This window comes from Catellatospora coxensis, assembly GCF_016862635.1.
In the GTDB taxonomy this organism is placed as follows: domain Bacteria; phylum Actinomycetota; class Actinomycetes; order Mycobacteriales; family Micromonosporaceae; genus Catellatospora; species Catellatospora coxensis.
Window position 1 is genome coordinate 1 of sequence record NZ_BONI01000072.1, and the last position, 25,694, is coordinate 25,694.

Consider the following 25,694-nt stretch of genomic DNA (forward strand, 5'->3'; position numbering starts at 1 on the left):
GCGCTGCTGCTGGCCGCCGGACAGCTGGTTGGGCCGGTGCCCGAGCCGGTCGCCCAGGCCCACGGTGTCGATGACCGTCTTGAACCAGTCCTGGTCCGGTTTGCGCCCGGCGATGGCCAGCGGGAGCAGGATGTTCTCCTGCGCGGTCAGCGTCGGCAGCAGGTTGAACTGCTGGAAGATGAAGCCGATCTTCTCGCGGCGCAGCCGGGTCAGCCCGGCGTCGTTGAGGCCGGTGACCTCGGTGTCGCCGACGTACACCTGCCCGCGGCTGACCGAGTCGAGCCCGGCCAGGCAGTGCATGAGCGTGGACTTGCCGGAACCGGACGGGCCCATGATGGCGGTGAACCGGCCGCGCTCGAGCTCGACGTCCACCCCGCGCAGGGCCACCACCTGGGCCTCGCCGGAGCCGTACACCTTCCACACCTGCGACGCGCGGGCGGCGGAGGTCTCCACGCGCTGGCGGATCAGGGGCGGGGCTGCTGTTGTCATGAGTTCTTCCCTCGGCCGGTCGACGAATGGACCGGCCGGCCGCTGCCAAGGCGGGGCACGCGACCGGCCGGTGTACTCATCGTCGGGGCGGCAAAGGCCCCGTCCCTCGACCCGCGGGGTGAACCGTCCCGGGTATCGCACGCCGGGAATGCCCCCCACGCCCGGGTCAGGGGCGACCCTGACCCGGGCGGGCGGCTACTCGTACGAGATGGCGTCCAGCACGTTCAGCCGGGCCGCCATCCGGGCCGGGATGACCGCGGCGAGCACCCCGGCCACGACCGCGGCCAGGAGGTACTGCGCCAGTTCCAGCCAGGGGATCGCGATGACCGACGCGAACTCCAGCGTCATCAGCGCCTTGGTGAACGCGGCCCCGAGACCGACCCCGAGGGCCAACCCGAGGAACACCCCGAACACGGTGATCAGCACCGACTCAACGGTGATCATCCAGACCAGGCCGCCCCGGCTGAGCCCGACCGCGCGGACCAGGCCCAGCTCGCGGGTGCGCTCGACGATGCTGAGCACCAGCGTGTTCAGGATGCCCAGCAGCGCGATGACCAGCGCCACCAGCAGCAGGATCTGCACCGCGATCAACAGGAAGTCGTAGCTCGCGGTGGCCTGGTCGACGTAGGACTGCCGGTCGCCGACCTGTACGCCCGGGTAGTCCTTCATGATCGTCTCGATCTTCTCGACGACCGGGGCGGCGTCGACGCCGTCGTTCAGCGAGACGAAGCCCTGGAACGCCAGCGGCCCGGGGAAGTCCGCGATCGCGGGCTCGCCGACCAGGATGCCCTGGATGATCGGCGTCGCTTGGTACACGCCGACGACGGTGTAGTCGCGGGTCACCCCGCCGATCACCACCGGGGTCCGGTCGCCCGCCTTGAGCTTGAGCGTCTCGGCGGTGTTGCCGTCGAGCACCAGCTCCTGCGCGGCCAGGGTGCGGATCTCGCCGCCGGTCGCGTCGAACGGGAACATGCGCGCGGCCTGGCCGACGTCGGTGGCGAAGACGCCGAACGCCTGCGGCTGCCCCGCGACGCTCACCCCGAGCGCGTCGAAGTGCCAGGCCGCGGCCTCCTTCACGCCGGGGATGGCGCGCACCTGGTCCAGCGCCTTCGGGTTGAAGCCCTGCCGGCCGTCCGGGGCGGCGGTGACGGCCGCCTGGATCATCACCTCCACGCCGATGTTCTCGCCCATGATGTCCTCCAGGCTGGTCTTGAAGGACTGGACCACGGTCGCGGTCATGCCGATCACGGTGACGCCGATGATGATCGCGGCGGCGGTGACGGCGGTGCGGCGCGGGTTGCGGGCCGCGTTGCGCACCCCGAGGTCGCCCGCCGAGCCCCGGCCGATGAGCGCGCCCAGACCGCGCACGATCGGACGTGCCAGCAGCGGCGACAGCAGCAGCGTGCCGACGAACAGCAGCAGCGCGCCGAACAGCAGGATCAGGAACGCGGTGCCGCCGAGGTCGGCGAACGCGCCCAGCGCCACCAGGCCTATGCCCAGCAGGGCGAAGACCGCGCCGACGATGGACAGGGCCTTGAGTGACTTGTCGGGGCGCACCACGTCGCGCATCGCGGCCACCGGCGGCACCGACGAGGCGCGCACCGCGGGCACGAACGCGGCCACCAGCGTCACCACCACGCCCAGCAGGTACGACAGGAGCACCGTGAGCGGCGCGACGACCAGGTCGACGGGCGGCAGCGGGACCTCGCCCATCAGGTACTGCTCCGCGGCCGCCGCCACGCCGACACCGGCCGCCAGCCCCAGCGTCGCCCCGACCACGCCGACCACCAGCGCCTCCAGCAGCACCGAACCGGCGACCTGGCCCCAGCCGGCACCCAGCGCCCGCAGCAGGGCCAGCTCGCGGGTGCGCTGCGCGACGATGATGTTGAAGGTGTTGAAGATCAGGAAGATGCCGACGATGCCCGCGACCACCGCGAACCCGACCAGGATGTACTTGAACACGTCGATGATCACGCCGCCCGACAGCGCCGCCCGGTCCTCGCTGCTCTCCTCCGCGGTCAGCGCCTTGAACCCGGCGGGCAGCCGCTGCTCGATCCGCTGCTTCAGCTCGATGTCGCTGACCCCAGGCTCGGCCGCGAACGACGCGCCGCCGAACCGCCCGGTCTCGCCGTAGAAGGTCCGCTGCGCGAACGCCTGCTGGAACATGACGACGACCTCGCCGGCCAGGCTGTCCCGGCCGCCGGAGTACCCGGCCACGCCCACCACGGTGAACGAGCGCGGCTCGTTGAGCACCGGCAGGTACACCTTGAGCTGCTCGCCCCGCTTGACCTTGGCGAGCTCGGCGGTGTGCGCGGTGATCGCGACCTCGTTCTCGGCGGTGGGCCAGCGGCCCTCCCTCAGCTCGACCAGGCCCAGCGGGTCGTCGTTGCCGTCGACGCCGAAGCCGAGGGCCGCGTCGGCGCTGACCGGCTCGCCGTCGGTGGCCCGGAACGGCGTCGCGCCCTGCACGCTCACGTCCGGCGAGACGACGCGTACGCCGTCCACCTCGGACAGGGTGCGCAGCTGCGCCTCGGTCAGCCGGGCCGGCTCGACCGCCTGCGGGTCCTTCGGCTGCACGACCACCGCGACGTTCTGGTTCACCGTGGTGAACAGCGCGGTGAAGCGGGCGCTCAGGGTGTCCGACAGCACCATGCTGCCGGCGAGGAACGCCACCGACAGCACGATGGCGAAGACGGCCAGCGACAGGCGCAGTTTGCGCTGCAGCAGGCCGCGGAGGCTGGCCTTGATCATTCCGGGGCCCCCGTGGACACGACGTCGAGGCGCTTGATGCGGTCGAGCACCGCGTCGGCCGTCGGCTCGGTCAGCTCGTCGACGATCTGCCCGTCGGCCAGGAAGATGACCCGGCCGGCGTAGCTCGCGGCGTTCGCGTCGTGGGTGACCATGACGATGGTCTGCCCGTGCTCGGTCACGCTGCGGCGCAGGAAGCCAAGGATCTCCGCGCCGGAGCGGCTGTCCAGGTTGCCGGTCGGCTCGTCGGCGAAGATGACCTCCGGCCGGGCCACCAGCGCGCGGGCGCAGGCGACCCGCTGCTGCTGGCCGCCGGACAGCTGGTTGGGCCGGTGCCCGAGCCGGTCGCCCAGGCCGACCGTGTCGACGACCGTCCTGAACCAGCCCGGGTCCGGCTTGCGCCCGGCGATGGCCAGCGGGAGCAGGATGTTCTCCTCCGCGGTCAGCGTCGGCAGCAGGTTGAACTGCTGGAAGATGAAGCCCACCTTCTCCCGGCGCAGCCGGGTCAGTCCCGCGTCGCCCAGCCCGTTCAGGGCCGTGTCGCCGATGGCGAGCTGCCCGCGGGTGGCCGAGTCCAGGCCCGCCATGCAGTGCATGAGGGTGGACTTGCCGCTGCCGGACGGGCCCATGATGGCCGTGAACCGGCCGCGTTCGAGCTCGACGTTCACCCCGCGCAGGGCGATCACCTGCGCCTCGCCCGAGCCGTACACCTTCCAGAGATCTGTCGCGCGGGCAGCGGCGCCGGCGCCCGCGGCGGGCCTTTCGGTAACCGGAGAAGTCATGCCCCACAGGCTGTCAGCGGCTGCCCACCCCGCCCTCAGACCTGGGAACGGTCTTCCGGGCGGCGGGCTCCTCCTCAGGTAGTAGAGCCGGGTCGTACCAGCCCGGTCTCGTACGCCAGCACCACCGCCTGCACCCGGTCGCGCAGCCCCAGCTTGGTCAGCATGTGCCCGACGTGCGTCTTGACCGTGGTCTCGCTCACCGTCAGCGCTCGTGCGATCTCGGCATTGGACAGTCCCCGGGCCACGTGCACCAGCACCTCGCGCTCGCGCTCGGTCAGCGTGCTCAGCGAGTGCGGCACGGTCGCGTCCGGGTCGGGCAGCAGCCCGGCGAAGCGGTCCAGCAGCCGGCGCAGGATGCGCGGCGCGACAACGGCCTCGCCCGCGGCGACCGTGCGGATCGCGGCGACCAGCTCGTCGGCGGGCACGTCCTTGGCCAGGAAGCCGCTGGCCCCGGCCCGCAGCGCGCCGACCACGTAGTCGTCGAGGTCGAACGTGGTCAGGATCAGCACGTGCACGGGCAGCTTCGCCGCGGTGATGTCGCGGGTCGCGGCGACCCCGTCGCGGCGCGGCATGCGCACATCCATCAGCACCACGTCCGGCAGCAGCCGCCGGGCCAGGTCCACGGCCTCCGCGCCGTCGGCGGCCTCGCCGACGATGTCGAGATCGGGCTCGGCGCCCAGCACCATGCGGAACCCGCTGCGCAGCAGCGGCTGGTCGTCGGCGAGCAGCACCCGGATCGGCTTCACCGCGAAACCACCGTCACCCTGCGACCTCCGCTTCCGTGTCCGGGGCCGGCGCGCCCGCCGTCCCCGCCTGTTCGAGCGGGATCCGCGCGTGCACCCGGAACCCGCCGCCCGGACGGGGGCCGGTGCGCAGGGTGCCGCCGTACACCGCGACACGCTCGCGCATGCCGAGCAGGCCGTGGCCGGTGACCGCGCCGATGGTGATCCCGTCTGCGGAGAGGGTACGCGCGTACGGTCCCCGCCCGGTGTCGAACACCTCGATGCTCAGCAGCCGGCCGTCGACGGCCAGCCGCACCTCGGCGCGCGCCGGCCCGGCGTGCTTGAGCGCGTTGGTCAGCGCCTCCTGCACGATCCGGTACGCCGTCAGCGCCACACCCGGGTCGACCTCGCCCAGCTCGCCGTCCACCCGCAGCGACGTGGACAGCCCCGCCTCGCACACCTGCTCCACCAGGGTGCGCAGCGCGGCCAGGCCAGGCTGCGGGCTGCGGTCGAAGTCGTCGTCAGGGGCGCTCTCCGAGCGCAGCACGAACAGCAGCCGGCGCAGCTCGCGCAGGGTGGTGCGGCTGGTCTGCTCGATGGTCGCCAGGGCCTCGTCGGCGGCGGCCGGGTCGCGGTGCAGCATGCGCCGCGCGCCGGTGGACATCACGCCGATGACGCTGACGTGGTGGGCGACCACGTCGTGCAGCTCCCGGGCGATGCGCCGGCGCTCCTCGGCGACGGCCTGCTCGGCGTGCGCCTGCCGGCTGCTCTCGGCGGCCAGGGCCCGCTCGGCGAGCGCCGTCGACGCCTCCCGGCGCGCCCGCACGGTGCGGCCGATCAGGAAGGTGATCACCATCACCACGAGGTTGACGACCATCCCCGCCGACATGGAGATCATCTCCGCGCCGGTGGCGTCGACGATCACGTCGTTGCGGTACGCCCACACCCACATCAGGTCGTTGACCAGCCACAGCGCGGCCGTGGCCAGCACGGCCCGCCACCACCGCTCGTACGCGGCCGCCGTGTACGCCAGCACCCACAGCGCGACGCCCTGCCCGCCCATCAGCGACTGCGGCCACAGCAGGCCGACCGCGGTGAACGCCGCCGTCGCGGCGACGCCCAGCCACAGGTGGGTGCGCCGCAGCACCACCGGCAGCAGCGTCACCGCGCACCACAGCAGCGTGGCCGCGCTGGTCCGCATGCCCCAGCCCGGCTCGGCGTACGCCAGGCTGACCTGCACCACGAACAGCCCGGCGGCCAGCGCGGCGTCCGCGCGCAGCGGCGTCCACCAGGCGGGCTTCCACCAGCTCAAGCGCCGGGTCAGGGGGGTGAGGGGCACCCGGGCAGGCTACCCGGTCGGCTCACCCCTCGGGCTGGGCCGCGGCCAGCCGGGCCTGCCTGCTGTCCACCGTCTGCGCCGTCACCTGCTGCGGGAACGGCGGCATGGTGCCCCCGAACTCCGGGCAGCGCTGCTGGTGGCTGCACCACGCGCACAGCTTGCTCGGCTTGGGCCGGAAGTCCTGCGCGGCGGTCGCCGTCTCGATCGCCTTCCACAGCGCGAACAGCGTCTTCTCGAACCGGGTCAGCTCCTCGGCGTCGGGGGTGTAGTCGCACACCTCGGCGTCCTTGAGGTAGAGCAGCCGCAGCACCCGCGGCACCACGCCCCGGGTGCGCCACAGCACCAGTGCGTAGAACTTCAGCTGGAACAGCGCCCGCGCCTCGAACGCCTCCCGGGGCGCGCCGCCGGTCTTGTAGTCGACCACCCGGATCGCGCCGTCGGGGGACACGTCGAGCCGGTCGATGTAGCCGCGGATCAGCAGCTGCTGCTCGCCCTGCGCGCCCAGCACCGCCTCGATCAGCTGCTCGCGCTCGGCGGGCTCCAGCCGCCGCGGGTCCTCCACGGCGAAGTAGCCGCCGAGCAGGTCGGTGGCCGAGGACAGGAACTCCTCGCGGCTCATCGCCTCCTCCGCGTCGAACAGCGTGGCCAGCTCGGGCTGCTCCTCGACCAGCCGCTCCCACTGCGGGGTGACCATCTCGTCCGCGACCGCGCGGGTGCGGTCGGCGGCGGGGGAGTCGAACAGCTTCTCCAGCACCGCGTGCACCAGCGTGCCGCGCACCTGCTCCGGGGTCGGCTGCTCGGGGATGCGGTCGATGCTGCGGAAACGGTAGAGCAGGGGACAGGTCTTGAAGTCGGCCGCCCGGGACGGCGACAGCGAGGGGAGGGGGACACTTGCCTGCTCGGTCATGACCCACAGGTTAGGCGAGCGGTACGACGGGGTCCCGCACGCCGCCACGACATAGCATGGTCACGATGGAGACGACGTCGTGAGCGATTCGACACCAAAGTCCGCTTCGCAGGGCGAGCGGAAATCCGGCTTCCAGGTCGGCCGCATCCTCGGGTTTCCGCTGCGTCTGAGCGCCTCGTGGGTGGTCATGTCGCTGCTGATCACCTGGTGGTACGGCGACCGCCTCGGCGACACCCTCCACCTCGACGGCGCGGCCCGCTACCTGGCCGGGCTCGGCTTCGTCGCCTGCCTGCTGCTGTCGGTGTTGTTACACGAGCTCGGCCACGCGCTCACCGCCCGCCACTACGGCATCGGCGTCAAGGGCATCACGCTGGACCTGCTCGGCGGCTACACCGAGTTCGAGCACGACTCGCCGCGCCACGGCGTCGAGCTGGCCACCGCGCTGGCCGGCCCCGGTGTGTCCGCGCTGCTCGGCGTCGGTTCGGTGATCGCCACGGTGCTGCTGCCCAACGGCACCATCGTCGACCAGATCGCCTTCCAGCTCGCCCTGTGCAACATCATCGTGGCGATCTACAACGCGCTGCCCGGCTGGCCGCTGGACGGCGGCCGGGCGCTGCGCGCCGTCGTCTGGGGCATCAAGGGCGACAAGGACGCGGGCCTGCTGTTCGCGGGCTGGTCGGGCCGGGTCGTCGCGGTCGCCACCGCGCTGATCTCGCTGTGGCTGTACTACACCGGCTGGTACCAGCTGGTCGGCGTGGTGTTCGGCATGTTCGTCGCGTTCAGCATCTGGCAGGGCGCGGCCGGCGCGGTGATGACCGCGCGGGTGCGCTCGCGCTACCCGCTGGTCGACCCGGTGCGCCTGGCCCGGCCGCTGTTCACGGTGCCGACCGGCACCTCACTGGCGGAGGCGACCCGGCGGGCGAACGAGGCCGGGCACCGGGCCTCGGTGCTGGGCGTGGCCGACCCGGACGGGCGGCTGATCGCGCTGGTGGTGCCCGAGGCCGCGGCGGCCGTGCCGGAGCAGCGCCGGCCCTGGGTGACCGTGGAGACGCTGGCCCGCGGCATCGACGCGGTGGCGGTCATCCCGTCGGCCGCCCGCGGCGCCGACGTGATCAAGCTCCTCCGGGGGGACCCGGCCACTCCTTACCTCGTGGTCGACGGGGACAATGTGGTGGGCGTGCTCACCGTCATGGACGTGGTGCAGGTGCTCGACCCCGCGGCGCTCAAGGCCGCAAGCTGACTGAGACAGGAACCTGACCGATCATGACCGAACCGACGCCACGTGCGCCGCGCGGCAACTTCGTCGCCGGCGACCGGGTGCAGCTGACCGACCCGAAGAACCGGATGCACACCATCGTGCTGGAGCCCGGCAAGGCGTTCCACACCCACCGCGGCATCCTGGCCCACGACGACCTGATCGGCCTGCCCGACGGCAGCGTGGTGCACTCCTCGGGCAACACCGCCTACCTGGCGCTGCGCCCGCTGCTGGCCGACTACGTGCTGTCCATGCCGCGCGGCGCGCAGGTGATCTACCCCAAGGACGCGGCGCAGATCGTCGCCATGGGCGACGTCTTCCCCGGGGCGAAGGTGCTGGAAGCGGGCGTCGGCTCGGGCGCGCTGTCCTGCTCGCTGCTGCGGGCCGTGGGGCCCGAGGGGCAGCTGTGGTCGTACGAGCTGCGCGACGACTTCGCCGCGGTGGCCCGCAAGAACGTGCAGAACTGGTTCGGCAGCACCTGGGCCGCCGACGGCAAGCCGGCCGACCCGTCGCAGCCGTCCTGGCACCTGCACGTCGGCGACGTCGCCGACAACACCGAGACCGGCTTCGACCGGATCATCCTGGACATGCTGACCCCGTGGGCCGCCCTCGACATGGTCGAGCGGGCCCTGCTGCCCGGCGGCGTGTTCATCGGCTACGTGGCCACCACGCCGCAGCTTTCCGAGCTGGTCGAGGCGCTGCGCGAGCGCGGCTTCACCGAGCCGCTGGCCTGGGAGTCGCTGGTGCGCGACTGGCACGCCGACGGCCTGGCCGTGCGCCCGGACCACCGCATGATCGCGCACACCGCGTTCCTGGTGCGCGCCCGCAAGCTGGCCCCCGGGGTCACCGCGCCGCCGCGCCGCCGCAAGCCGAGCAAGGGCCGCGAGGCGTACGACCTGCGGAAGAAGGCCGCCGCCCCCGCCGAGACGCCCGACGCCGGAGCCGTCGCCGACGAGGTCTGGGAGTAGGAGAGACACCCGTGAACGTGCCCCCGGCCGTGTTCCCCGACTGGTCGCCGTACCCGGACCTGGACAGCGCCGCCCGGGCCTACCTGCGTGATCCGGAGGTCGCGCTGGACGCCCTGGAAGGCGTCCTGCGCGGCACCCAGGTGCTCGGGTTCACGCTGGAGCGTTTCGTCAACGAGTTCAACGGCGTGTGGCAGGAGGTCGTCGTCTGCGACGGCTCCCGGCTGCTGCTGTGGCACGGCGAGGACACCGCCCCCGGGGACGGCCCCGCGGGCTCGATGATCTCGTCGCTGCGGGTGGTGCCGCTGTCGGTGATCACCGAGGTGGGCTGCCGCCGCCGGCTCAGCCGCACCGCCGGCAACCACCTGCGCGTCGACAGCGTCGACGTGTACCTGCTGCTCAGCTCGCTGGACGAGTCCAGCAACGGACACCCGCTCGACGACCCGCAGCACGTGGTGCGGCAGGACGCGCTGCGCTTCGGCAAAACGCTCGAAGACGGCGGATCCGGACAGATCGCCCGGCTGGAGGAGTTCGCTCAGCTCGTGGCGTCGCTCGCCGGGCGCCCCATGCTCTGACGGCGGGGCCCCCGGTGTCCGGATGGTGGGACGCGGGGAAGGTCAGCGCAGCGCGGCGCGTTCTTCCTCGGACAGGGGTTCCCCGTCGTGGGTGCGCTGGATGTGGATGCACTCACCCGGGCACTCCTGCGCGGCATCGATGACCTCCAGGCGCAGATGCGCCGGGATCTCGACGGTCGCACCCGGGGCCACCAGCAGTTCCCCGTCGTCGCCCTTGACGTACGCCAGGCCGTCGACGTCGAACTCGAACACCTCGGGGGCGTACTGCACGCACAGGCCGTCGCCCGTGCAGAGGTCCTGATCTACTCGCACCCTCAGCTCACTCACGTGTCCGACCCTAGCGCCCCGCTCCACACGGGCCCGGGGGAGGTCGGCCGACAGGGCAGATTCTCGATCTTCTTCCGGGTACGGGGGTGTCGGGAGGGTTCAACTGAGGCGATCAGCCGCTAGTGTTAGGAGCACCCTAAACGTCGGCCGAACGAGGTAGGACCGGCGGGAGGACACCCCCGGGGAGGTGGGACGTGGCAAAGAGCGACGACGCGGATGCGCGCGCCGCGCGGTGGGAGAAGGAAGCCAACGATCTCTCCACTCAGGTCGCGTTCCTGCAAGAGGAGCTCGCCCTGTTGCGGCGCAAGTTGAGTGAGAGCCCGCGGCACGTCAGGCAGCTGGAGGAGCGGCTCGCCGCTACCCAGGCCCAGCTGTCGCGGCTCACGGAGAACAACGAGCGGTTGGTGGCCACGCTCAAGGAGGCGCGCGCCCAGATCGTGACGCTCAAGGAGGAGATCGACCGGCTGGCGCAACCGCCCAGCGGGTACGGCGTCTTCCTCGCGCGGCACGAGGACGGCACGGTGGACGTCTTCACGGGCGGGCGCAAGCTGAGGGTGGCAGTGTCGCCGTCGCTTGACGTCGACGCGCTGCAACGGGGACAGGAGGTGCTGCTCAACGACGCCCTCAACATCGTCGACGCGCTCGGTTTCGAGCGGGCCGGCGAGGTGGTCATGCTCAAGGAGATCCTCGACGGCGGGGACCGCGCACTGGTGGTCTCGCACGCCGACGAGGAGCGGATCGTCTTCCTCGCGGAGGGCCTGATCGGCGGGCTGCTGCGGTCCGGCGACTCCCTCATGATCGAGCCCCGGTCCGCGTACGCCTACGAGCGCATCCCCAAGAGCGAGGTCGAGGACCTCGTCCTGGAGGAGGTGCCCGACGTCGACTACCACGACATCGGTGGCCTGGTGCACCAGATCGAGCAGATCCGCGACGCCGTGGAGCTGCCCTTCCTGCACGCGGAGCTGTTCCGCGAGCACCAGCTGCGCCCGCCGAAGGGCGTGCTGCTCTACGGTCCTCCCGGCTGCGGCAAGACGCTGATCGCCAAGGCGGTCGCGAACTCCCTGGCCAAGAAGATCGCCGAGCGGCGCGGCGAGGAGAAGAAGACCAGCTACTTCCTCAACATCAAGGGTCCGGAGCTGCTCAACAAGTACGTCGGCGAGACCGAGCGGCACATCCGGCTGATCTTCCAGCGGGCCCGGGAGAAGGCCTCGGAAGGCACCCCGGTGATCGTGTTCTTCGACGAGATGGACTCGATCTTCCGTACCCGCGGCTCCGGTGTCTCCTCCGACGTGGAGAACACCATCGTTCCCCAGCTGCTCAGCGAGATCGACGGTGTCGAGGGCCTGGAGAACGTCATCATCATCGGCGCCTCGAACCGCGAGGACATGATCGATCCGGCGATCCTGCGCCCGGGCCGGCTCGACGTCAAAATCAAGATCGAGCGTCCGGACGCCGAAGCGGCCAAGGACATCTTCAGCAAGTACATCCTGACCGGCCTGCCGTTGTCCCCGGACGACCTGGCCGAGCACGGTGGCAACGCCGAGGCGTGCGTGCACGCGATGATCAATTCGGTGGTGCTGCGGATGTACTCGGAGACCGAGGAGAACCGCTTCCTGGAGGTCACCTACGCCAACGGTGACAAGGAGGTCCTGTACTTCAAGGACTTCAACTCCGGCGCCATGATCCAGAACATCGTGGACCGCGGCAAGAAGATGGCGATCAAGGAGTTCCTGTCCTCCGGCAAGAAGGGCCTGCGCCTGCAGCACCTGCTGGACGCCTGCCTGGACGAGTTCCGCGAGAACGAGGACCTGCCGAACACCACCAACCCCGACGACTGGGCACGAATCTCCGGCAAGAAGGGCGAGCGGATCGTCTACATCCGCACCCTGGTCTCCGGAGGCAAGGGCACCGAGTCGGGCCGGTCCATCGAGACCGCCAGCAACACCGGCCAGTACCTGTAACAGGCACTACGAAGACGGCGCCCGTCCCCGCCAGGGGGCGGGCGCCGTCCTCGTCAGCGGACGCCGGCAGCGGCCTGCTCGGCCGTCTCCGCCGAGTCGTAACCCACGATGTACGTCGGGCGGCCCTTGACCTCCACGAACACCCGGCCCAGGTACTCGCCCAGCAGGCCCAGGCACAGCAGCTGAACCCCGCCCAGGAACAGGATCGCCGTGAACAGCGACGTCCAGCCGCTGACCGTCGCCCCGGCCACGAACCGCACCAGGCTGTAGCAGCCGAGCACGAAACACAGGAAGAAACTCGCCAGCCCCGACCACGTCGCCAGGCGCAGCGGCGCGGCCGAGAAGTCCGTGACGCTGTCGACCGCCAGCCGGACCATCTTGCTCAGCGGATACTTCGTGCTGCCCGCCGCCCGCGCCTCCCGGCGGTAGGCCACCTCGCCGCTCGGGAAACCCAGCCACGGCACCAGCAGCCGGTACACCGGCTGGCGCTCCGGCATCGCCCGCAGCGCCTCCACCGCCGCCCGGCTCAGCAGCCGGAAATCGCCCGCGTTGTGCGGCACCTTCTTGCCGACCAGCCGGCGCATCAGCCGGTAGTACACCTGCGCCGTGTGCCGCTTGAAGGGCGTGTCCGTCGTCCGGTCGTCGCGCACCCCGTACACGATGTCCAGCGATTCCGCCCGCGCCAGCGCGAGCATCTCCAGGATCTTCTCCGGCGGGTCCTGCAGGTCCGCGTCGATGCTCGCCACGAACTCGCCCCGCGCCCGGTGCAGACCCGCCGTCAGCGCCGCCTGGTGGCCGCTGTTGCGCCGCAGCCGGACCACCCGCAGCTGCGCCCACTCCCGGCAGGCCAGCAGCAGCATCGGCGCGGTCGCGTCCGCGCTGCCGTCGTCGACCGCCACCACCTCGTAGTCGAGCCCCGCGCCGTCCAGCAGCGGGCGCAGCCGCGCGACGAGCAGGGGCAGCACCTCCTGCTCGTTGTACATGGGGATCACGACAGACAATGCGGGCGGGGTCATCTCGCGGGATCCTTCATCGAGCAGTGCCAGGTCCAGAACGGGGATGGTATCCCCGTCCGCCGATCCACGCCCGGACGGCACCGGCATGCGGGTGTACGAAAGGCGCTGAACCTCCCAGGCTGGCCCGAACACGGATGCTCTCCTCGTCTCACCGGTGACGGTGTGAGAGGCTTCATTCCATGAGCGTGCGGCGGATCATGGGTACCGAGGTCGAGTACGGGATCTCCGTGCCGGGACAGCCCGGGGCCAACCCGATGGTGACCTCCTCCCAGGTCGTGAACGCCTACGGGGCCCGGCCCGAGCTGGCCCGGGGCGGACGTGCCCGCTGGGACTACGAGGAGGAGTCGCCGCTGCGCGACGCCCGGGGCTTCAGCTACACCGGCGCGGCGTACGACCCGGCGGAGGCGCTCGCCGACGAGGACCTCGGCCTGGCCAACGTCATCCTGACCAACGGCGCCCGGCTCTACGTCGACCACGCCCACCCGGAGTACTCCACCCCCGAGGTGACCAACCCGCTGGACGTGGTGCGCTGGGACAAGGCCGGCGAGCAGGTCATGGCCGAGGGCGCGCGGCGCGCCGCGACGATCCCGGGCAGCCACCCGATCCACCTCTACAAGAACAACACCGACAACAAGGGCGCCTCGTACGGCGCGCACGAGAACTACCTCATGCGCCGGCAGACCCCCTTCGCGGACATCGTCACCTACCTCACCCCGTTCTTCGTGACGCGGCAGATCTTCTGCGGCGCCGGACGGGTGGGCATCGGCCAGGACGGCAGCCAGGCCGGCTTCCAGATCACCCAGCGCGCCGACTTCTTCGAGGTCGAGGTCGGCCTGGAGACCACGCTCAAGCGGCCCATCATCAACACCCGCGACGAGCCGCACGCCGACGCCGACAAGTACCGCCGCCTGCACGTGATCATCGGTGACGCGAACCTGTCCGAGATCTCGACCTACCTCAAGGTCGGCACCACCGCGCTGATCCTCACCATGATCGAGGAGAAGGCGCTCACCGCCGACCTCGGCATCGCCGACCCGGTCGCCGAACTGCGCGCCGTCAGCCACGACCCGACCCTCAAGCACACCATGCGGCTGCGTGACGGCCGCCGGCTCACCGCGCTCGACCTGCAGTGGGCCTTCTTCGAGCGGGCCCACGCGTTCGTCGAGGCGCGCACCGGCGCCGACACCGACGCCCAGACCCGCGACGTGCTCGACCGCTGGGAGAGCGTGCTGAGCCGGCTCGGCGACGACCCGATGCAGCTCGCCGACGAGCTGGACTGGGTGGCCAAGCTGCGCCTGCTGGAGGGCTACCGCGAGCGGGAGAACCTGGGCTGGGCGTCGTCCAAGCTCCAGCTGGTCGACCTGCAGTACAGCGACGTGCGCCCGGAGAAGGGCCTCTACCACCGCCTGGTCGCCCGCGGCGCGATGAAGACGCTGCTCGACCCGGAGTCGACCCGCGCCGCGATGACCGACCCGCCGGACGACACGCGGGCGTACTTCCGCGGCCGGTGCCTGGGCAAGTACGCGTCCGAAGTGGTCGCCGCGAGCTGGGACTCGGTCATCTTCGACGTGGGCCGGGAGGCCCTGGTCAGGGTGCCGATGATGGAGCCGGAGCGCGGCACGAAGAAACACGTCGGCGCGCTCTTCGACCGTTGCCCCAGCGCAAAGGATCTTCTGGAAGTGATCACCGCGGGGTGATCGCTTTCGTCGGTCCCGCGCGCTACGTTTAAGGCCCACAGGCGACGTCAGGGAGGCGCAGATGGCCACGCAGGACGGTGGACAGTCACAGTCGGGCCGCTCTCGGAACGAGCAGGAAGCCGAGTCGGTCGCGCCCGAGGTGAACCCCGAGGTTGCCGAGCGCGTCGAGAAGATCGGCGAGGACGTCGACGACATCCTCGACGAGATCGACGCCGTCCTCGAGGAGAACGCCGAGGAGTTCATTAGGGGTTACGTACAGAAAGGGGGGGAGTGATCCCGGTATGTCCGATTTTTCCCCGGACGACTGGAAGAACTGCCCCCAGTGTGATCGGCGCTTGCCCTTGACCGACTTCTACAACAACAAGAGCCGCAAGGACGGGCGGAGTTTCTACTGTCGTTCGTGCACGCGGAGTCGGCTTGAGGCAGACCGTCGCAAGCGAGGGGTGGCACCGGCGAAGAGGGCTGCCGTGGCCATCCCTGACGGCATGAAATGGTGCCCCCAATGCGACGAAGTCAAGCCCAAAGATGACTTCGCCCGCGCCAAAGCCAAAGCGGGTGGCCTTCATGCCTACTGCTTGCCATGCCACAACAAGCGCAGCGCCGAGGCGAAGCAAAGGCTCTACGGCGGAAACCGTGAGTACCACCTGCGGCGTCGTTACGGGATGACGCAGGAGGACTTCGAGGCGCTGCTTGCGGGGCAGGGCGGCGTGTGCGCCATCTGCGGCGCACCGGGCCCCGAGCACGTTGACCATGACCATGAATTCGGTAACGTACGTGGCATCCTGTGCCTCAACTGCAACGGCGGCCTTGGACAGTTCAAGGACGATCGGCAAAACCTCGCCAGGGCGATCGAGTATCTGAAGGAGACAGCGTGGCAGCGGGTCTTGGTTCACCCGGGCGTCTACCAGCTAGTTTCACCACGCCGGGAACGTCGTCTTTCACGGACTTCCTGACGCAGGTCGCGCCGGAGCTGCTGCCCGGCCGCCGCCCCCTGCCCGCCGGCATGAACGCCGACCTGGCCCCGCACGCCACCACCATCGTCGCGATCAGCACCGACGAGGGTGTGGTGATGGCCGGTGACCGCCGCGCGACCATGGGCAACCTCATCGCGAGCCGCGACATCGAGAAGGTGCACCCCGCCGACCCGTACTCGCTGATCGGCATCGCGGGCACGGCCGGCGTCGGCATCGAGCTGATGCGGCTGTTCCAGGTGGAGCTGCAGCACTACGAGAAGATCGAGGGCGCGATGCTCTCGCTCGACGGCAAGGCCAACCGCCTGGCCACGATGATCCGGCAGAACCTCGGCGCGGCCATGCAGGGCCTGGCCGTGATCCCGCTGTTCGCCGGGTTCGATCTCGACGCGAAGACGCCCGGCAAGGTGGGGCGCATCTTCAGTTTCGACATCGCGGGCGGCCTGTACGAGGAGCACGGCGGCTATGACGCGATCGGCTCGGGTTCGCTGTTCGCGAAGTCGTCGCTGAAGAAGCGCTACAAGCGCGGCCTCAGCATCGCCGAGGCGTCGCAGCTGGCCGTGGAGGCCCTCTACGACGCGGCCGACGACGACACCGCCACCGGTGGCCCGGACGTCATCCGCAAGATCTTCCCTGTGGTGATGACCGCGACCGCCGAGGGCACGCAGCGCCTGACCGACGAGGAGACCGCGGCCCTGGCCGAGGTCGTCATCGCGGCGCGGGCGCAGCAGCCGGGCGCCTGATCCCATCCGCTCTCCCGAAACGCCATAAGGAGAAGACACGCCGTGGCCATGCAGTTCTACGCCTCGCCTGAGCAGATCATGCGGGACCGCTCGGAGTACGCCCGCAAGGGCATCGCCCGCGGTCGCAGCGTGGTCGTGCTGACGTACGCCGGTGGTGTGCTGTTCGTGGCGGAGAACCTCTCCACCACGCTGCACAAGGTGAGCGAGATCTACGACCGGATCGGGTTCGCGGCCGTGGGCCGCTACAACGAGTTCGAGAACCTCCGCAACGCCGGTGTGCGCATGGCCGACCTGCGGGGTTACTCCTATGACCGCCGGGACGTCACCGGGCGGGCGCTGGCCAGCGCGTACGCGCAGACCCTGGGCGCGATCTTCAGCGAGCAGGGCAAGCCGTACGAGGTGGAGATCTGCGTCGCCGAGGTGGGCGCGACGCCGGAGCACGACGAGCTGTACCGGCTGACCTATGACGGTTCGGTGCAGGACGAGCCGGGTTTCATGGCGATGGGCGGGCAGGCCGAGGCGATCGCCGGGGTGCTGCGTGCCGAGCACAGCGAGTCGCACACGCTGGGCGAGGCGCTGAAGCTGGCGGTGAAGGCGCTGAGCAGCGTCGGTGGCGAGGGCGGCGCGGCGCGCACGCTGGCCCCCGAGCAGCTGGAGGTCGCGGTGCTGGAGCGGGCCCGGCCGGGCCGCAAGTTCCGGCGCGTGGTCGGCGCGGCGCTGGCCGCCCTGGTGAGCCCGGCGAAGGCCGAGCCGGCCAAGGCCGCCGCGCCCAAGTCGGAGGCCCCGAAACCGGCCCCTGAGACCGACACACCTGCGGCGGAGTGACTCGCCCCGTCCCGCCCCGTTTTTGAATAGACGTTGGCCTATCTCATCGAATCCGAGCCGCGGATTTTCGATGAGATAGGCCAACGTCTATAAAATTCCGGGCGGGTGTGGCGCAGGGGTCGGGCGTCCGGCAGGTGGTTCGGCGACGGCGGTTCAGTGGTGGCGGGCGGTCAGGGGTTCCCACCAGGCGCGGTTGGCGCGGTACCAGGCGACGGTGGCGGCCAGCCCGTCGGTGAGCGCGACGGTGGGCCGGTAGCCGAGCTCCTCGGTGGCCTTCGTGCTGTCCAGGGCGTACCGGTGGTCGTGGCCGGGGCGGTCGGCGACGTGGTGGACCAGTTCCGGGCCGCGGTCGGTGAGCTTCAGCAGCAGGGCGGTGAGGTCGCTGTTGGCGAGTTCGTCGTGCCCGCCGAGGTGGTAGACCTCGCCGGCGCGCCCGTGGCGCAGGGCCAGCTCGACGCCGGCGCAGTGGTCGGTGACGTGCAGCCATTCGCGGCGGTGCGAGCCGTCGCCGTAGAGCGGCACGGGCAGCCCGTCGAGCAGGTTGGTGGTGAACAGCGGGATGATCTTTTCGGGGTACTGGTAGGGCCCGTAGGTGTTGCCCGAACGGGTGACCACGACGTCGAGGCCGTGGGTGGTGTGCGCGGCGAGCGCGAGCAGGTCGGCGCCGGCCTTGGACGCGGCGTAGGGCGAGCGCGGGGCGAGCGGCTGGTGTTCGGTCCAGCTGCCGGTGTCGGTGGAGCCGTAGACCTCGTCGGTGGAGACGTGCACGAAGCGGCCGGTGCGGTGGCGTGCGGCGGCGTCGAGCAGGATCTGGGTGCCGAGCATGTTGGTGCGGGCGAACTCGGCGGCGGCGGTGATGGACCGGTCGACGTGTGATTCGGCGGCGAAGTGGATCACCGCGTCGTGCCCGGCGACGAGGTCGTCGACCAGGTGCGGGTCGCAGATGTCGCCTTCGACGAAGGTGAGCCGGGGGTCGGCGGCGACGGGGGCGAGGTTGTCGCGGTTGCCGGCGTAGGTGAGCCGGTCGAGCACGGTGATCCGGTCGGTGGGGTGGCCCGGTGCGGCGAGCCGGGTGCGTACGTAGTGGGAGCCGATGAAGCCCGCGCCGCCGGTGACCAGAAGTTTCATGACAACGGAAGTTTATGTCACGTTCCGTGGCGCGCCGTGCGCGACCTGCGGTTGCGGGGGCGGTCGGGGATCCGTCGCGATTACACCGGCGGCGTCAGGTCGTACGAGAGTGACCTTGGGCGTTTGGGCGGCTAGTGTCTGTGTATGGACCGACGAATCTTCGGACTGGAGACCGAGTACGGCGTCACCTGCACCTATCGGGGCCAGCGGCGGCTGTCTCCCGACGAGGTGGCGCGCTACCTCTTCCGCCGGGTCGTCTCATGGGGACGGTCCAGCAATGTCTTCCTGCGCAACGGCGCACGCCTCTACCTCGACGTCGGTTCCCACCCCGAGTACGCGACCCCCGAGTGCGATTCGGTGGTCGATCTGGTGGCGCACGACCGGGCGGGCGAGCGGATCCTGGAGGGTCTGCTCGTCGACGCCGAGAAGCGGCTGCACGACGAGGGTATCGCGGGGGAGATCTACCTCTTCAAGAACAACACCGACTCGGCGGGCAACTCGTACGGCTGCCACGAGAACTACCTGGTCTCGCGGCACGGGGAGTTCGGCAGGCTGGCGGACGTGCTGATCCCGTTCCTGGTGACGCGGCAGCTGATCTGCGGCGCGGGCAAGGTGCTGCAGACGCCGCGAGGCGCGGTCTACTGCCTGTCGCAGCGGGCCGAGCACATCTGGGAGGGCGTGTCGTCGGCGACGACCCGGTCCCGGCCGATCATCAACACCCGCGACGAGCCGCACGCGGACGCCGAGCGCTACCGGCGGCTGCACGTGATCGTCGGCGACTCGAACATGAACGAGGTCACCACGCTGCTGAAGGTGGGCAGCGCGGATCTGGTCCTCCGGATGATCGAGACCGGGGTGGCGATGCCGGACCTGGCGCTGGAGAACCCGATCCGGGCGATCCGGGAGGTGTCGCACGACATCACCGGGCGGCGCAAGGTGCGGCTGGCCAGCGGCAAGGAGGCCAGCGCGCTGGAGATCCAGCGGATCTACCACGAGAAGGCGACGGAGTTCGTGGCGCGCCGCTCGGGTGACCCGTCGGCGCAGCGGGTGGTCGAGCTGTGGGGCCGGGTGCTCGACGCGGTGGAGTCGGGCAACCTGGGCGATGTGGGCCGGGAGATCGACTGGGTGACCAAGCTGCGGGTGATCGAGGCGTACCAGCGCAAGCATGATCTGCCGCTGTCGAGCCCGCGGGTGGCGCAGATGGATCTGGCGTACCACGACCTGCGCCGCGGCCGGGGGCTGTACCCGCTGCTGGAGAAGCGCGGCAAGGTCGACCGGGTGGTGACCGACCTGCGTACGTTCGAGGCGAAGGAGACGCCGCCGCAGACGACGCGGGCGCGGCTGCGGGGCGAGTTCATCCGGCACGCCCAGGAGAAGCGCCGCGACTTCACGGTCGACTGGGTGCACCTTAAGCTGAACGACCAGGCGCAGCGCACGGTCCTGTGCAAGGACCCGTTCCGGGCCCACGACGAGCGCGTAGAACGCCTCATCGCCAGCATGTGACCGCAAGTACAAGGAAGGGCACCTTCTTATCGCTTCGCGATGTAGAAGGTGCCCTTCTTAACGCTTGAGGTGCCGCTGGCAGGCGTGATCGCTGTTTCGGGTCGGCGGGTCGGAAACTGCGGTTCGGCCCCGCGTGGTGACCGGAGACGGCGATCATGCGACCTGCGCCGGGCCGGAAGTGGCGAGCAGGTGCTCGGGCCGGCGGCCGGTGGTCGAGGGCGGGGCGGGCTGGCTAAGCTCGCAGCACTATGAGCGAGCACCACGAGCGGCAGGCCGAACCGGTCGAGCGCACCGGCGAGGAAGTCCGGACCAACTGGGTTCAGCGCCGCCGCGACAAGATCTACAACGAGATCTCGGCGAACCGGCGGGGCGAGTACACCGTGCCGACCTGGGTGCTTGCCGCCCTGCTCGGGCTGTTCGTGGCGGGCTGGATCGCGCTGATCGTCTCCAAGTGAGCCGCGCGGCCGCCGACCCGCGCCTGCCCTGCCGAACGCCCAGCTCAGCTGCCATCAGCAGTTAAGAAGGTGCCCTTCCTCTACGTATGGCGTTAAGAAGGTGCCCTTCCTTCAGGTCGTCAGGGTGGTGGCGTGGCGGCCGGCGGCGGCGCAGGCGAGGAAGTAGGCGTGGTCGCCGTCGAGGTCGCGGCCCATGGTCGAGAGTTTGACGGGGGACGCGCGCAGGGCTTCGTCGAGGCCGCCGGTGGGGACGGTCACGATCCGGTGGCGGGCGGACAGCGGCGCCAGGGCTCGGGCCACGTCGGTGGCGAGGGGTTCGGGCAGGTCCGCGGGGACGACGAGGTCGGCGGGGGCGAGTGCGACGCGGCCGAACGAGGTCAGGCTGTGGTGGGACACCCCGCGGTGGCGCGCGCGGGGGTCGGCGTCGGAGATGCGCAGGGCCCCGACGGGGCGGCCGCCGAGCACCGCCGCGGCGTTGACCGCCTCGCCGGCCGCGACGCCGGAGAAACCCCAGGTCGTACCGGTGCCGAGGTTGCCAGGACCCTGGCTGAGGATGGTGATGTCGGCCCGCAGCACGTGCCGGGCGGCGAGCAGCCCGGTGTGCACGTTGACGGATTCGAGATCGCCGCCCCAGGCCTGGCCGGTGGACACGGTGCCGGCCAGCCGGTCGCGCAGCGCGTCGAGGGTGCGGGAGAAGCCGGCTGCCAGCGCTCCGCCGTCGGTGAGCAGGTACGCCACCCGGGCCGTCGGCGCGTCGGCGTGGATGCCGGCCAGGATCGCGGGCAGCGCCGAGTGCAGGTCGGCCACGACGACCGGCATGCCGCCGAGGTCCTGGGCGGCGGCCAGCGTCTCGCGGTGCGGGGAGGCCTCCTCGTCGGCGGCGACCCGGATCGTCTGCAGCGGGCTGTAGCGGGCCTTGACGATGTGCCCGGGCACGGGCGTGTCCTCGGGCAGCCGTCCCGGCAGCGCGACGACCATGGCGTAGCCGCCGGTGCCGAGGCCGAGGGCGAGAGCGTTGGTGTTCAGCAGCACCTCGTCGCCGACCTCGGGCCGGCCGACCAGGTCGGGGTAGGCGAGGGCGCGTACCGTCGCGGGGTCGTCGGGGGTGCGGGCGACCAGGGCGACGGTGAGTTCCTGCGCGCCGTGCCAACTGCGGCCGAGCCGCTCCACCGTGCCTGTACGCCACCGAATCACGCCCCGACCCTATCGGCCCGCCGGCCGGCCCCCGCCCACGACGCCCGGCACCGCGCCGTGACGGGGTGTGGTGGGGCGGCGGACAGGGCGTGAGCAGGTGTCGGACTGCGGGTGCGCGGGCGGGGGAACAAGCGCTCGCCGGTTACCGTTTCGAGCGCTCGCGCTGCTAGCGTGGCGGTCGTGTCGCGCAGTCGAACCGAACGCCTGGTCAACCTTGTGATCTGTCTGCTGTCCACGCGGCGCTTCCTGACCGCCGCGCAGATCGCCGCCACCGTGCCCGGATACGAGCACAACGCCGACGACGCCCGGGAACACGAGGCGTTCCAGCGCAAGTTCGAGCGGGACAAGGCCGAACTCCGCGCGCTCGGCGTGCCGCTGGAGACCGGCACCGCCAGTGTCTTCGACACCGAGCCCGGTTACCGCATCGCCCGGCGTGACTACGCGCTGCCGGCGATCCCGCTCGCGCCCGACGAGGCCGCCGCGGTCGGCGTCGCGGCCCGGCTGTGGCGGCACGCGGGTCTGGCCGCCGCCGCCACCTCGGGCCTGGCCAAGCTGCGCGCCGGCGGCGTCGACGTGGACCCGCACGCGACCCTGGGCGTCGAGCCCGTCGTCGCCGTGGACGCCGCGTTCGAGCCGCTCACCGGGGCGGCCCGGGCCCGCCGCGAGGTGACCTTCCCCTACCGGGTGCCCGAGGACGACGCGCCCACCACCCGGCACCTGCAGCCGTGGGGCGTCGTCTGCTGGCGCGGCCGCTGGTACGTCGTCGGCCACGACACGGTCCGCGACGCGCCGCGCTGCTTCCGGCTGTCGCGCATCGTCGGCCCGGTGCGCCAGGTCGGCGAGGACAAGGCCTTCGAGCCGCCGGCCGACCTCGACCTGATCAGCTACGTGGCCCGCTGGTCCGGGCCGGTGGAGCGCAATCGCACCACCCGGGTGCTGGTGCGTCCGGGCCGGGCCGCGGGCGTACGCCGCTGGGCGGCCAGCTGCACCGCCACGCCCGACGGCGACGTCCTGGAGCTGCGCTACGCCGACGCGGACGGCTTCGCCGCCTGGCTCGTCGGCTACGGCGCGGACGTGACGGTCCTGGAGCCCGCCGAGGTGCGCGAGGCGACCGTCGCCCGGCTGCGCGAGATCGCCGGCGTGACCGCCCCCGCCGAGCTGGCAGAGGTGGCCTGAGTCATGAGCGAGCACCGCGAGCGAAACGGCAGGCTCGGGAATGCCGCCGGCGAGCAGAGCGAGGAGAAGGCATGAGCAGCGCGAAGACGTCGGCGGACCGGCTTGCCCGGCTGCTGAACCTGGTGCCGTACCTGCTGGCCCGGCCGGGTATCGAGCTGGTCGAAGCCGCCGCCGACCTGGGTGTGTCCGAGCGGCAGCTGCGCGAGGACCTGGAGCTGCTGTGGGTGTGCGGCCTGCCGGGGTACGGCCCGGGTGACCTCATCGACATGTCGTTCGACGGCGACCGGGTCACCATCACCTACGACGCGGGCATCGACCGGCCGCTGCGGCTGACCCCCGACGAGGCCACGGCGCTCGTGGTGGCGCTGCGCATGCTGGCCGAGACGCCCGGCGTGGCCGACCGTGACGCGATCCACCGCGCGCTGACGAAGATCGAGCAGGCCGCGGGCGAGATCGACGCGCCGGTGGCGGTGCGCCTGCCCGGCAACGACGACCGGCTGGCCGACCTGCGCGCGGCCCTGGAGCGCGGCAGGGCGCTGCGGCTGAGCTATTACTCGGCGGCGCGGGACGTGTCCAGCGAGCGGATCGTCGACCCGATGCGGCTGCTGTCGGTGTCCGGGCGCTCGTACCTGGAGGCCTGGTGCCGTTCGGCGGGCGCGGTGCGCATGTTCCGGGTGGACCGGATCGACGCGCTGACCGAGCTGGACCTCCCGGCCGCGCCGCCGGCCGAGGCGCAGTCCGGCGACGTCGCGGAGGGCGTGTTCCAGCCCGACCCGGACGCGCCGACGGTGACGCTGCGGGTCGGCCGGGGCGGCCGCTGGATCACCGAGTACTACCCGTGCGAGTCGGTGGTAGAGGTGACGCCGGAGGAGTGGCTGGTCTCGCTGCGCGTCAACGACATGGACTGGGCGCGCCGGCTGGTGCTCGGCCTCGGTCCGCAGGTCGTCGTGGTCGCCCCCGCCGAACTGGCCGACTCGATCCGCGCCAGCGCCCTGCAGGCGCTCGCGGCGTACGCGTAGGGGACTCGCTGCCGCACCCGCGCCGGGCCGGCCTCGATCATCCGACTTGCCCGGCACCTGTACGTATCTTGAGTAGTCAATCGCCTACCTGCCTGGCAAATCGGTAGACCTTGGTGCGCGATCCGCCCGCCTTGAGCCGCGGTGGCGCGCGGGTCAGCGGCACGGCGGGGCGCGGTGGGCGGGGCAGGGGTTAGGCTGCTGGCGTGGTGGCGTGGATCGTGCTCGCGGTGGTGTTGCTGAGCCTGGTGTTCCTGGGGCTCGTGCTGCGCGTGGTGCTGTGGCGCCTGGCGGGGCTCAAGGAGGCTGCGGCGGAGCTGCAGATGGTGGCGGCGCGGGCGCAGGAACTGGCGAAGCTCGCCGAAGGGCTGCAGGCGCACGGCGACTCGCTGAAGATCCGGGCTGAGCTGGCCCAGGAGCGCATCGAGCTGATCAAGGCGAGCAAGGACTCCCTGAAGATCAAGAAGGCTTGATCGCCGTTCATCGGGCCGTCGATCGCTGGTCACACCGGTTGCTGCAGGAATCTGCAGCACCTCCCGCATCGCGTTGACGCTGCTTCCGGTGATGGTCGACACTTCACCTGCGGGAGCACCCCGCCGGGCCGCGTACCATTAGTCCGGAACAAGTTGGTTCAACCCCCTCATCTCTGACTGGAGCAATCATGGGCGCCCTTAAGCCATGGCACCTCATCCTCGTGGTCGCGGTGCTGGTGATCCTCTTCGGCTCGAAGAAGCTGCCGGACGCGGCCCGTTCGCTCGGTCGCTCGATGCGCATCTTCAAGGCCGAGACCAAGGCGCTGTCCGAGGACGGCAAGGACGGCAAGGACGCGACCGCCGAGAAGGCCGACGCCCAGGTGACCGCGCAGCAGCCGCTCGACGGCCAGGCCTCCGCCAAGCCGGTCGTGGACCCGGTCCAGCGCCAGCAGTCCTGAACCCTTCCCCCGGGCTGAAGACGTGAAGAACCCCCTGGCACGTCGCGGGCCGTCCCAGCAGGAACGCGCTGCGGACGGCTCGATGACTCTCATCGAGCACATCCGGGAGCTGCGCAGCCGGCTGTTCAAAGCCTGCCTGGGCATCGTCTTGGGCATGGCCGTCGGCATCTACTTCGCCGAGCAGATCCAGAACTTCATCAACGCGCCCTACTGCAACTTCAAGGGCACGGCGATCGGCTCGGCGAAGTGCTCGTTCAACTCGGTGTCGCCGGTCGACCCGTTCCTGCTGCAGCTCAAGATCGGCCTGTACGCCGGTCTGATCGTCTCCTCGCCGATCTGGCTGTACCAGCTGTGGGCGTTCATCGCCCCGGGTCTGCACAAGCACGAGAAGCGCTACAGCTACCTGTTCACCGCGATCGCGGTGCCGCTGTTCGCGGCGGGCGCCTTCCTCGCCTTCTTCGTGGTGACCAAGAGCCTGGTCTTCTTCATCGGGCTGTCCGACAACTACGAGATCAACATCGACCTGACGGGGTACTTCGACTTCGTCACCGGTGTGATGCTGCTGTTCGGGTTCGGGTTCGAGTTCCCGCTGGTGCTGCTCATGCTCAACGTCGCCGGTCTGGTGACCGGCCGGCGCATGCTGGGCTGGTGGCGGGTGGCCATCTTCCTGATGTTCCTGTTCGCCGCCATCGTGACGCCGACGCCGGACCCGTTCGGCATGAGCGCGCTCGCGCTGGCCATGGCCGTGCTGTACTTCATCGTCGTCGGCGTGGCCATGCTCAACGACAAACGGCGCAACCGCGGCAAGTCGCAGTACGCGAACCTGGGCGACGACGAGACGTCTTCACTCGACGACTACGACACGGATAGCATCACGCCCGGCGAGCGCATCGAAGCGGTCGCGCCGGTCGCCTCCGCGGAGCCGATCGAGCGACGCTACGACGACATGACCTGATCGCGGCGGCTCGT

The 25,694-nt window shown here is 70.9% G+C and carries 26 protein-coding genes; 16 read left to right on the top strand and 10 right to left on the bottom strand.

Translation table 11 applies throughout. The features are described from left to right. The 6 genes from Cco03nite_RS32175 to Cco03nite_RS32200 form a co-directional block, all read right to left on the bottom strand. On the bottom strand, positions 1-489 hold a 489-nt coding region (locus tag Cco03nite_RS32175; RefSeq protein ID WP_203697165.1), incomplete at its 3' end, for an ABC transporter ATP-binding protein. A gap of 195 nt (positions 490-684) precedes the next feature. Beyond that, positions 685-3,240: an ABC transporter permease gene (locus Cco03nite_RS32180; protein WP_203697167.1), complete on the bottom strand. Its 2,556-nt coding sequence runs from the start codon at positions 3,238-3,240 to the stop codon at positions 685-687. Further along, positions 3,237-4,019 carry an ABC transporter ATP-binding protein gene (locus tag Cco03nite_RS32185; protein ID WP_203697169.1) on the bottom strand — a complete coding sequence of 261 codons (783 nt, stop codon included), beginning with the start codon at positions 4,017-4,019 and terminating at the stop codon, positions 3,237-3,239. The genes Cco03nite_RS32180 and Cco03nite_RS32185 overlap by 4 nt, the downstream gene beginning before the upstream one ends. Before the next feature lie 74 nt (positions 4,020-4,093). Beyond that, positions 4,094-4,765: a response regulator gene (locus Cco03nite_RS32190; protein WP_275412091.1), complete on the bottom strand. Its 672-nt coding sequence runs from the start codon at positions 4,763-4,765 to the stop codon at positions 4,094-4,096. A gap of 13 nt (positions 4,766-4,778) precedes the next feature. Continuing rightward, the gene (locus Cco03nite_RS32195) at positions 4,779-6,080 is read right to left on the bottom strand and encodes a sensor histidine kinase (protein ID WP_239167830.1); all 1,302 of its coding nucleotides are present in this window, start codon (positions 6,078-6,080) and stop codon (positions 4,779-4,781) included. 22 nt (positions 6,081-6,102) lie between these two features. After that, entirely contained in the window at positions 6,103-6,987 is an 885-nt protein-coding gene (locus Cco03nite_RS32200) for a RecB family exonuclease (RefSeq protein WP_203697171.1), read from the bottom strand. Positions 6,988-7,066: 79 nt separating this feature from the next. Between Cco03nite_RS32200 and Cco03nite_RS32205 the strand changes: the two genes are divergently transcribed. From Cco03nite_RS32205 to Cco03nite_RS32215, 3 genes are read left to right on the top strand one after another with little or no spacing between them, the layout of a single operon-like run. Beyond that, positions 7,067-8,227: a M50 family metallopeptidase gene (locus Cco03nite_RS32205; protein ID WP_239167831.1), complete on the top strand. Its 1,161-nt coding sequence runs from the start codon at positions 7,067-7,069 to the stop codon at positions 8,225-8,227. Between the two features lie 23 nt (positions 8,228-8,250). Next, complete coding sequence (locus tag Cco03nite_RS32210; RefSeq protein ID WP_203697173.1) at positions 8,251-9,210, top strand: tRNA (adenine-N1)-methyltransferase; 960 nt, start codon at positions 8,251-8,253, stop codon at positions 9,208-9,210. A gap of 17 nt (positions 9,211-9,227) precedes the next feature. Continuing rightward, positions 9,228-9,782 (top strand): hypothetical protein, encoded by a 555-nt coding sequence (locus tag Cco03nite_RS32215; protein WP_239121003.1) that lies wholly within the window; start codon positions 9,228-9,230, stop codon positions 9,780-9,782. Positions 9,783-9,824: 42 nt separating this feature from the next. Here Cco03nite_RS32215 and Cco03nite_RS32220 read toward each other — a convergent pair whose 3' ends face one another. Further along, positions 9,825-10,109, bottom strand: coding sequence for a ferredoxin (locus Cco03nite_RS32220; protein ID WP_373314379.1), 285 nt, complete (start codon positions 10,107-10,109; stop codon positions 9,825-9,827). A 194-nt stretch (positions 10,110-10,303) separates the two neighbouring features. Here Cco03nite_RS32220 and arc point away from each other — a divergent pair, with 194 nt between their 5' ends. Then, positions 10,304-12,070: a proteasome ATPase gene (gene arc / locus Cco03nite_RS32225; RefSeq protein ID WP_203697177.1), complete on the top strand. Its 1,767-nt coding sequence runs from the start codon at positions 10,304-10,306 to the stop codon at positions 12,068-12,070. Between the two features lie 53 nt (positions 12,071-12,123). On the opposite strand, the gene Cco03nite_RS32230 is transcribed toward arc, so the two are convergent. Next, on the bottom strand, positions 12,124-13,086 hold the full coding sequence (locus Cco03nite_RS32230) for a glycosyltransferase family 2 protein (RefSeq protein ID WP_203697179.1): 963 nt from the start codon (positions 13,084-13,086) through the stop codon (positions 12,124-12,126). A gap of 179 nt (positions 13,087-13,265) precedes the next feature. Here Cco03nite_RS32230 and dop point away from each other — a divergent pair, with 179 nt between their 5' ends. From dop to prcA, 5 genes are all read left to right on the top strand, one after another. Beyond that, positions 13,266-14,783: a depupylase/deamidase Dop gene (dop, locus tag Cco03nite_RS32235; RefSeq protein ID WP_344348703.1), complete on the top strand. Its 1,518-nt coding sequence runs from the start codon at positions 13,266-13,268 to the stop codon at positions 14,781-14,783. Positions 14,784-14,844: 61 nt separating this feature from the next. Next, complete coding sequence (locus tag Cco03nite_RS32240; protein ID WP_203697181.1) at positions 14,845-15,057, top strand: ubiquitin-like protein Pup; 213 nt, start codon at positions 14,845-14,847, stop codon at positions 15,055-15,057. Positions 15,058-15,250: 193 nt separating this feature from the next. Continuing rightward, complete coding sequence (locus Cco03nite_RS32245; protein WP_239167832.1) at positions 15,251-15,736, top strand: endonuclease VII domain-containing protein; 486 nt, start codon at positions 15,251-15,253, stop codon at positions 15,734-15,736. Further along, positions 15,655-16,497 carry a proteasome subunit beta gene (gene prcB / locus Cco03nite_RS32250; protein WP_203697185.1) on the top strand — a complete coding sequence of 281 codons (843 nt, stop codon included), beginning with the start codon at positions 15,655-15,657 and terminating at the stop codon, positions 16,495-16,497. The genes Cco03nite_RS32245 and prcB overlap by 82 nt, the downstream gene beginning before the upstream one ends. Before the next feature lie 42 nt (positions 16,498-16,539). Beyond that, positions 16,540-17,322, top strand: a complete 783-nt coding sequence (gene prcA, locus Cco03nite_RS32255; protein ID WP_203697187.1) for a proteasome subunit alpha — start codon at positions 16,540-16,542, stop codon at positions 17,320-17,322. 153 nt (positions 17,323-17,475) lie between these two features. Here prcA and rfbB read toward each other — a convergent pair whose 3' ends face one another. Next, complete coding sequence (gene rfbB / locus Cco03nite_RS32260) at positions 17,476-18,450, bottom strand: dTDP-glucose 4,6-dehydratase (protein ID WP_203697189.1); 975 nt, start codon at positions 18,448-18,450, stop codon at positions 17,476-17,478. Positions 18,451-18,594: 144 nt separating this feature from the next. Here rfbB and pafA point away from each other — a divergent pair, with 144 nt between their 5' ends. Both pafA and Cco03nite_RS32270 read left to right on the top strand, forming a co-directional pair. Next, entirely contained in the window at positions 18,595-19,953 is a 1,359-nt protein-coding gene (pafA, locus tag Cco03nite_RS32265; protein ID WP_203697191.1) for a Pup--protein ligase, read from the top strand. A gap of 248 nt (positions 19,954-20,201) precedes the next feature. Next, complete coding sequence (locus Cco03nite_RS32270; RefSeq protein ID WP_203697193.1) at positions 20,202-20,408, top strand: hypothetical protein; 207 nt, start codon at positions 20,202-20,204, stop codon at positions 20,406-20,408. Positions 20,409-20,519: 111 nt separating this feature from the next. On the opposite strand, the gene Cco03nite_RS32275 is transcribed toward Cco03nite_RS32270, so the two are convergent. Beyond that, positions 20,520-21,602: a DUF3866 family protein gene (locus Cco03nite_RS32275; protein ID WP_203697195.1), complete on the bottom strand. Its 1,083-nt coding sequence runs from the start codon at positions 21,600-21,602 to the stop codon at positions 20,520-20,522. A 180-nt stretch (positions 21,603-21,782) separates the two neighbouring features. Between Cco03nite_RS32275 and Cco03nite_RS32280 the strand changes: the two genes are divergently transcribed. The 5 genes from Cco03nite_RS32280 to tatC all read left to right on the top strand — a co-directional run bounded on the left by Cco03nite_RS32280 (position 21,783) and on the right by tatC (position 25,680). Next, positions 21,783-22,778: a helix-turn-helix transcriptional regulator gene (locus Cco03nite_RS32280; protein WP_203697197.1), complete on the top strand. Its 996-nt coding sequence runs from the start codon at positions 21,783-21,785 to the stop codon at positions 22,776-22,778. Between the two features lie 71 nt (positions 22,779-22,849). Then, positions 22,850-23,797 carry a helix-turn-helix transcriptional regulator gene (locus Cco03nite_RS32285; protein ID WP_203697199.1) on the top strand — a complete coding sequence of 316 codons (948 nt, stop codon included), beginning with the start codon at positions 22,850-22,852 and terminating at the stop codon, positions 23,795-23,797. 203 nt (positions 23,798-24,000) lie between these two features. After that, positions 24,001-24,267: a hypothetical protein gene (locus tag Cco03nite_RS32290; protein WP_203697201.1), complete on the top strand. Its 267-nt coding sequence runs from the start codon at positions 24,001-24,003 to the stop codon at positions 24,265-24,267. Between the two features lie 188 nt (positions 24,268-24,455). Then, entirely contained in the window at positions 24,456-24,725 is a 270-nt protein-coding gene (tatA, locus tag Cco03nite_RS32295; protein ID WP_203697203.1) for a Sec-independent protein translocase subunit TatA, read from the top strand. An 82-nt stretch (positions 24,726-24,807) separates the two neighbouring features. Then, positions 24,808-25,680, top strand: a complete 873-nt coding sequence (gene tatC, locus Cco03nite_RS32300) for a twin-arginine translocase subunit TatC (RefSeq protein WP_373314380.1) — start codon at positions 24,808-24,810, stop codon at positions 25,678-25,680. Positions 25,681-25,694: the final 14 nt, after the last annotated feature.

Excerpts from the sequence above, each read along its gene's own strand:
- Cco03nite_RS32180 (WP_203697167.1), bottom strand. The coding sequence starts at position 3,240 with ATGATCAAGGCCAGCCTCCGCGGCCTGCTGCAGCGCAAACTGCGCCTG.
- Cco03nite_RS32185 (WP_203697169.1), bottom strand. The coding sequence starts at position 4,019 with ATGACTTCTCCGGTTACCGAAAGGCCCGCCGCGGGCGCCGGCGCCGCT.
- Cco03nite_RS32200 (WP_203697171.1), bottom strand. The coding sequence starts at position 6,987 with ATGACCGAGCAGGCAAGTGTCCCCCTCCCCTCGCTGTCGCCGTCCCGG.
- Cco03nite_RS32210 (WP_203697173.1), top strand. The coding sequence starts at position 8,251 with ATGACCGAACCGACGCCACGTGCGCCGCGCGGCAACTTCGTCGCCGGC.
- Cco03nite_RS32230 (WP_203697179.1), bottom strand. The coding sequence starts at position 13,086 with ATGACCCCGCCCGCATTGTCTGTCGTGATCCCCATGTACAACGAGCAG.
- dop (WP_344348703.1), top strand. The coding sequence starts at position 13,266 with ATGAGCGTGCGGCGGATCATGGGTACCGAGGTCGAGTACGGGATCTCC.
- Cco03nite_RS32240 (WP_203697181.1), top strand. The coding sequence starts at position 14,845 with ATGGCCACGCAGGACGGTGGACAGTCACAGTCGGGCCGCTCTCGGAAC.
- rfbB (WP_203697189.1), bottom strand. The coding sequence starts at position 18,450 with ATGAAACTTCTGGTCACCGGCGGCGCGGGCTTCATCGGCTCCCACTAC.
- pafA (WP_203697191.1), top strand. The coding sequence starts at position 18,595 with ATGGACCGACGAATCTTCGGACTGGAGACCGAGTACGGCGTCACCTGC.
- Cco03nite_RS32270 (WP_203697193.1), top strand. The coding sequence starts at position 20,202 with ATGAGCGAGCACCACGAGCGGCAGGCCGAACCGGTCGAGCGCACCGGC.
- Cco03nite_RS32285 (WP_203697199.1), top strand. The coding sequence starts at position 22,850 with ATGAGCAGCGCGAAGACGTCGGCGGACCGGCTTGCCCGGCTGCTGAAC.
- tatA (WP_203697203.1), top strand. The coding sequence starts at position 24,456 with ATGGGCGCCCTTAAGCCATGGCACCTCATCCTCGTGGTCGCGGTGCTG.
- tatC (WP_373314380.1), top strand. The coding sequence starts at position 24,808 with ATGACTCTCATCGAGCACATCCGGGAGCTGCGCAGCCGGCTGTTCAAA.